This is a genomic window from Caballeronia sp. (assembly GCF_028292365.1).
Taxonomy (GTDB): domain Bacteria; phylum Pseudomonadota; class Gammaproteobacteria; order Burkholderiales; family Burkholderiaceae; genus Caballeronia.
Genome location: NZ_JAQGMM010000179.1, coordinates 1 through 5477, shown reverse-complemented (window position 1 = coordinate 5477; position 5477 = coordinate 1). Strand labels below are relative to the sequence as shown.

Below are 5477 nucleotides of genomic sequence, written 5' to 3'. Positions count from 1 at the left end.
AACTGGCCGCGGCGGCGGTATTTTTATTGTCCGAGGCATCGGCGTTTATCAACGGGACGGTGATTCGCGTCGATGGCGGCGTGCCGAACGCACGGCATTCTTGGCCATTGGCGGCCGCTGGGCGTACCCTGGAATTCAACGGGTTCTCGCGTTATCAGCCGCCTGCGGGGTTGCAGGAATTGGCCACCGCCGACAAATCCAACGATCAAGCCGCGCAATCGAGCGCCGGCGAGTGAGACTCAATCAGGAACCAGGGAGAAGCGATGCTTCCCGCAGCCGATTCATATGAAACTCTCGCCGCGGCATTTTCGTGGAAGGTGCCCGCGCACTACAACATCGGTGTGGACGTCTGCGATAAATGGGCCGACGGTACCGGCCGCCTCGCGCTCATCTACGAGACGCGCGAAGGGTCGGAAACGCGTTTCACCTTCGATGACCTCAAGGCGCTCTCCAACCAGTTCGCCAACGCGCTCGCCCGCGCGGGGCTCAAGCGGGGGAATCGCGTGGGAATCTTCCTGCCGCAGTCGCCGGAGACCGCCATCGCGCATCTGGCCATCTACAAGGCGGGTTATATCGCGGTGCCGCTGTTTGCGCTCTTTGGCGTCGATGCCATCCAGTACCGGCTCGCCGATAGCGGCGCAGCCGCGCTGATCACCGACCGCGCGGGTTTCGAGAAGCTGGAGGAGGTTCGCGAGACGCTGCCGGACCTGAAAGCGGCCTATTGCGTTGAAACCACCGCCCGCAAGAACGCCCATTCGTTCTGGGATTCGCTGCGCGCGGAACCGGACGTCTTCACCCCGGCCGATACCTCCTGCGACGACCCCGCCGCGATCATCTACACGTCCGGCACGACGGGAAAGCCCAAAGGCGCGCTGCTTGCCCATCGTGCGTTGTTGGGGCATTTGCCGGGTGTCGAGATGTCGCAAGGACTTTTCCCGGCGCAAGCCCGGCTGATGTGGACGCCCGCCGACTGGGCGTGGATTGGCGGCCTGTTCGATGTCCTTCTGCCCGCCTGGCATCACGGCGTAGCGGTGCTTGCGCGGCGATTTGAGAAATTTGATGGTCCCGCCGCTTTCGATCTGATGGCGCGTCACGGTGTTACGCACACATTCCTGCCGCCGACCGCGCTCAAGATGATGCGCTCGGTGGCGCGTCCCGAGCAGTGGCGGTTGTCGTTGCGCGCGGTGGCGAGCGGCGGGGAGTCGCTCGGCGAGGAGTTGATCGCGTGGGGCCGGTCGGCGCTTGGCGTGACCATCAACGAGTTCTACGGACAGACCGAGTGCAACGTGGTGGTGTCGTCGTGTTCCGCGCTGTTCGAGCCACGCCCGGGGGCAATCGGACGTAGCGTGCCGGGACATCGCGTAGCTATCGTCGACGATGAAGGCACAGAACTTCCGCCCGACACGCCCGGCAATATCGCGATTGCCGCGCCCGACCCGGTCATGTTCCTGCGCTACTGGAACAACGAAGCGGCCACGCGCGATAAATTTCGCGGCCAGTTCCTGCTGACCGGTGACCTGGGCTTATGCGACGCCGAGGGGTTTATCCGCTTCGTCGGCCGCAACGACGACGTGATTACCAGCGCGGGTTATCGGATCGGTCCCGCGCCCATTGAAGATTGTTTGTTGCGCCATCCCGCCGTGAGCATGGCGGCGGTGGTCGGTGCACCGGACGCGGCGCGCACGGAAATCGTGATGGCGTTCGTTGTGCTGAATGCGGGGTTCGCAGGAGACGAAGCGCTGGTTCGCGAGCTTCAGCAGCACGTCAGGACGCGGCTGGCCGCGCATGAATATCCGCGCGAGGTCAGGTTTGTGGATGCATTGCCCATGACGCCGACCGGCAAGGTGATGCGCAAGGAATTGCGGGCGGGGTTGCCGGGTCTGAACAATTCGACCAAACCATGAGGACCCGCCGATGACGTCAGAGACGGCACCGCTCAGACGCAAGCCGCCCGCTGCTGCTGCCCTGGACGCGACCGACCGCAAGCTGCTGGCATTGCTGGCCGAAGACGCCACGCGGACCTACGCCGAGCTTGGCCGCCTGCTGCATTTGTCCGCGCCTGCCGTTCACGAGCGGGCGAAGCGCCTGAAGCAAGATGGCGTCGTCAAGGCCACTGTGGCCGCGCTGGATGGCGCCAGCGTGGGCCGGCCGCTGCTGGCGTTCGTTCACGTCGATACCTCCAGTTGGGCCGTCACGCGTCAACTACTGCAACTGGCGGAGTTTCCGGACGTCGAAGAGATCCATACGGTGACCGGCGAAAGTGCGATGCTGCTGAAAGTGCGAACCCGCGACACGCAGACGCTCGAACATCTGCTGGAGCGAATTCATTCAATCGAGGGATTCACCGGCACGCGAAGTTATATTGCGTTGACGACGTATCTGGAGCGCGGGCCGAGTCCGCAGGTATGAGGGTGGACTGAACTGTCACGGCAGACGCAGGTCGATATACTTACTGCGTTTTCCGCTAACCCGGCGCCTTGGGCTGAACGCCGCCCTCCATTACTCGATAACGGTCGTATGAAACGCTATTTCCCTATCCGTGTGGTTTTGTTCGTCCTGACGTTGTCGGCGGCGCTGTTTTCCAGCACGTCGTTTGCGCAGACGAGCCCTGATGCTGTCGTTAAAAACGCTGTGGAAGGCACCGTCAACGCAATGAAGGCCGATCCCGTTGCGCGTGGCGGCGACATGGCCAAGATCACGCAATTGGTGCAGACGCGTTTCGTGCCGGCAACCGACTTCCAGCGCACCACGCGGATTGCTGTCGGAAAGGCGTGGAGCACGGCGACGCCCGACCAGCAGAAGGCGCTCTACGAGCAATTCCAGACGCTGCTGGTGCGCACCTACACGTCGTCGCTGTCGCAATTACGTGATGAAGACGTCAAGTTCACATTCGATCCTCCCACGCTCGATGCGGGCGGGAAAGACGCCGTCGTCCAGTCGCATGTGCACTCGAGCGGCGGCGATAACCCGGTGCGTTATCGACTGGAAAAGACGCCGGACGGCTGGAAGATTTACGACATCGACATGATGGGCGCGTGGCTGATCCAGGTGTACCAGACGCAATTCGCGGGTCAGTTGTCGAAGGGTGGCGTGGATGGTTTGATCAAGTTCCTGACCGCACACAACGCGCGGACGGCGGAGTAAGGAAGAGGTTGGGCACGACCAGGACTCGTGCTTGAAGCGCGGGTGAGGGGTTCGAAGCAACTCTAGAGCAGAACAAAAGGGCGCATCTGGCGACAAGCCAGGATGCGCCCTTTTTGCGCAGTAATTTGTCAATGCATAACCATTTACAAAACATCTCACACTGGCTAAAATGACCATAGACATATGACTAGGGGCATAATATGCCAAATCGGCAAGTATCGAAATCCGAGTTCAAGGCGAAAGCACTTGAATTCTTCAGGTTAGTGGAGTCGTCGGGGGAAAGCTTGATCGTCACCGACCACGGCAAGCCCACGCTGGAATTGCGGCCGTATCGCGCCGATGCGCCGGATCCACTAGATCTTCTGCGTGGCTCGCTGTTGCGTTATGACAATCCGATGGACCCGGTTGGGGAAGGCGATTGGGAGGCCGCGCAGTGATCATTCTGGATACGCACACGTTGATCTGGTGGGCAACTAACGATGCCGCGCTTAGCAAAAGAGCAAAGAATGCAATCGAACGTGAACAAGCCGGTGGGGAAATCATTGTTTCGGCAATTTCGGCTTGGGAAATCGCCATGCTCGTAGAGCGTGAAACTGTAGCATTCTCAATGGATGTCGAAGACTGGCTGGCGACCGTGGCGCAAATTCCTGGTGTGAGGTTCGCCCCTGTTGACGTTGATATTTCGGTGAAATCCGTCCAGCTTCCAGGCGAGTTCCACAAAGACCCCGCGGACCGGTTGATCGTAGCGACGGCGCGGAAGTTTGCCGCGCCGCTCGTGACCAAGGACCTTAAGATAAGGGCTTACGCCCACGTCAAGACCATCTGGTGAGGTAGACCGCGAAGAGGGGTGACGTCCAGGCCTTCGGCTCTATCCCCAAGGGAGACTTTATGCGCAGCAAGTTCCGCCCTTGCAGCCTTTAGCTTTACCCCCGCCTCAGCATTCCGACACAAGCACCATTGCATTCGAGGAAACGCTCTTCGCCGACTTCAGTGCTTTCTCCCTCACGGCGGTCAGGTTTTCGGTCTCACTGGAGTACTTGAACGATGCCGGCAACAGCCGATAGTCCGATGCCACTTGCGCTGCTTTCGTCTCGCTGAAGCCGGTCTTGTGCAGCATCTTCGCCAAGAGAGAGTAGTCGTCCAGATCGGCTTTGCCGAGATTGATCATCACGCTGAAATCAGCCATTGCTTCCTGCTTGGTTGCCTTGAAAACCCGTGATGCTACACGGGCGCGCCCCTTACGCATCTTGAAATACAAAACGGGTGGATAACGCCGCTCGTCGCGACCTTATCCACCCGTTCCTTTTGCTGCATGCAGTGAGCTTGAGTGATCATCCGCTCAAGGCCACGTGCGCAAACTTACGCGCAAACTCAAGCCGCGATCGTTGTCTGCTTGCCGCCCTTGTTGTTCTTCGCGCGGCCGATTTCTTCCAGCTTGATCTCAACGTGCTTCGAGAATACGAATTCTGCCGGGCGCTGATTGTCGACCGGCAAGTCCTTCGCATACGCGCCTTCAGTACGCGGACCACGCAAGGCGACGAGCGCCGCCTTCAGCGGATGCGAAACCGTATCCATCACGGCAGTGGCTTCGAAGCCGCAATGCACCATGCAGTCGGCGCATTTCTCGTACTTGCCCGTGCCGTACTTGTCCCACTCGGTGGTTTCCATCAATTCCTTGAAGGTCTTTACATACCCTTCACCGAGCAGATAACACGGACGCTGCCAGCCGAACACGGTACGCGCCGGGTTGCCCCAAGGCGTGCATTCGTAGGTCTGATTGCCGGCCAGGAAGTCGAGGAACATGCTCGACTGGCTGAACGACCAGCGCTTGCCGTTATCGCCGCGCTTGAAAATATCGCGGAACAACGACTTCGTTTTTTCGCGGTTCAGGAAGTGCTGCTGATCCGGCGCGCGTTCATACGCATAACCCGGCGACACCGTGATGCCGTCCACGCCCATGGGGCCGAGCGTGTCGAAGAAATTCGCGACGCGTTCCGGGTCGGCATCGTTGAACAACGTGCAGTTGATGTTCACGCGGAAACCGCGGCGCTTCGCTTCCTTGATCGCTGCAACGGCCTTCTCGTACACGCCGTCTTGCGAGACCGAATGGTCATGCGCCTGCTTGTCGCCATCGAGGTGAACCGACCAGACAAAGTATGGATTCGGCTCGTAGTCGTCCATCTTCTTTTCCATCAGCAGCGCGTTTGTGCAGAGATAAACGAACTTCTTGCGCGCGATGATGCCCTTCACGATCTGGGGCATTTCCTTGTGCAGCAGCGGCTCGCCGCCAGCAATGGAAACTACCGGCGCACCGCATTCGTCGACAGCCGCGA

General features: G+C 60.0%; 7 protein-coding genes and 1 pseudogene. 6 read left to right on the top strand and 2 right to left on the bottom strand.

Annotation, left to right across the window (positions count from 1 at the left end; genetic code table 11):
- From JWR14_RS11055 to JWR14_RS11030, 6 genes and pseudogenes are all read left to right on the top strand, one after another.
- Positions 1–236 (top strand): annotated as a pseudogene (locus JWR14_RS11055) (2,4-dienoyl-CoA reductase); the annotation flags it as partial.
- 27 nt (positions 237–263) lie between these two features.
- A complete protein-coding gene (locus JWR14_RS11050) occupies positions 264–1904 on the top strand; it encodes an acyl-CoA synthetase (RefSeq protein WP_299705856.1) in 1641 nt (546 codons plus the stop codon).
- Positions 1905–1914: 10 nt separating this feature from the next.
- Complete coding sequence (locus JWR14_RS11045; RefSeq protein WP_299705853.1) at positions 1915–2409, top strand: Lrp/AsnC family transcriptional regulator; 495 nt, start codon at positions 1915–1917, stop codon at positions 2407–2409.
- A gap of 108 nt (positions 2410–2517) precedes the next feature.
- Positions 2518–3144, top strand: a complete 627-nt coding sequence (locus tag JWR14_RS11040) for a phospholipid-binding protein MlaC (protein ID WP_299705850.1) — start codon at positions 2518–2520, stop codon at positions 3142–3144.
- Positions 3145–3344: 200 nt separating this feature from the next.
- Positions 3345–3581, top strand: a complete 237-nt coding sequence (locus tag JWR14_RS11035; protein WP_299705847.1) for a type II toxin-antitoxin system Phd/YefM family antitoxin — start codon at positions 3345–3347, stop codon at positions 3579–3581.
- The gene (locus JWR14_RS11030; protein WP_299705844.1) at positions 3578–3973 is read left to right on the top strand and encodes a type II toxin-antitoxin system VapC family toxin; all 396 of its coding nucleotides are present in this window, start codon (positions 3578–3580) and stop codon (positions 3971–3973) included. Before JWR14_RS11035 ends, JWR14_RS11030 begins: the two co-directional genes overlap by 4 nt.
- A 105-nt stretch (positions 3974–4078) precedes the next feature.
- Here JWR14_RS11030 and JWR14_RS11025 read toward each other — a convergent pair whose 3' ends face one another.
- Both JWR14_RS11025 and hpnH read right to left on the bottom strand, forming a co-directional pair.
- Positions 4079–4330 (bottom strand): hypothetical protein, encoded by a 252-nt coding sequence (locus tag JWR14_RS11025; protein ID WP_299705841.1) that lies wholly within the window; start codon positions 4328–4330, stop codon positions 4079–4081.
- Between the two features lie 185 nt (positions 4331–4515).
- Positions 4516–5477 (bottom strand): adenosyl-hopene transferase HpnH (hpnH, locus tag JWR14_RS11020; protein ID WP_299705838.1); only part of this gene is annotated, 962 nt, incomplete at its 5' end.

Bases quoted from the DNA above. Each gene is read 5' to 3' on its own strand.
- JWR14_RS11050 (WP_299705856.1), top strand. From the start codon at position 264: ATGCTTCCCGCAGCCGATTCATATGAAACTCTCGCCGCGGCATTTTCG.
- JWR14_RS11045 (WP_299705853.1), top strand. From the start codon at position 1,915: ATGACGTCAGAGACGGCACCGCTCAGACGCAAGCCGCCCGCTGCTGCT.
- JWR14_RS11040 (WP_299705850.1), top strand. From the start codon at position 2,518: ATGAAACGCTATTTCCCTATCCGTGTGGTTTTGTTCGTCCTGACGTTG.
- JWR14_RS11035 (WP_299705847.1), top strand. From the start codon at position 3,345: ATGCCAAATCGGCAAGTATCGAAATCCGAGTTCAAGGCGAAAGCACTT.
- JWR14_RS11025 (WP_299705841.1), bottom strand. From the start codon at position 4,330: ATGGCTGATTTCAGCGTGATGATCAATCTCGGCAAAGCCGATCTGGAC.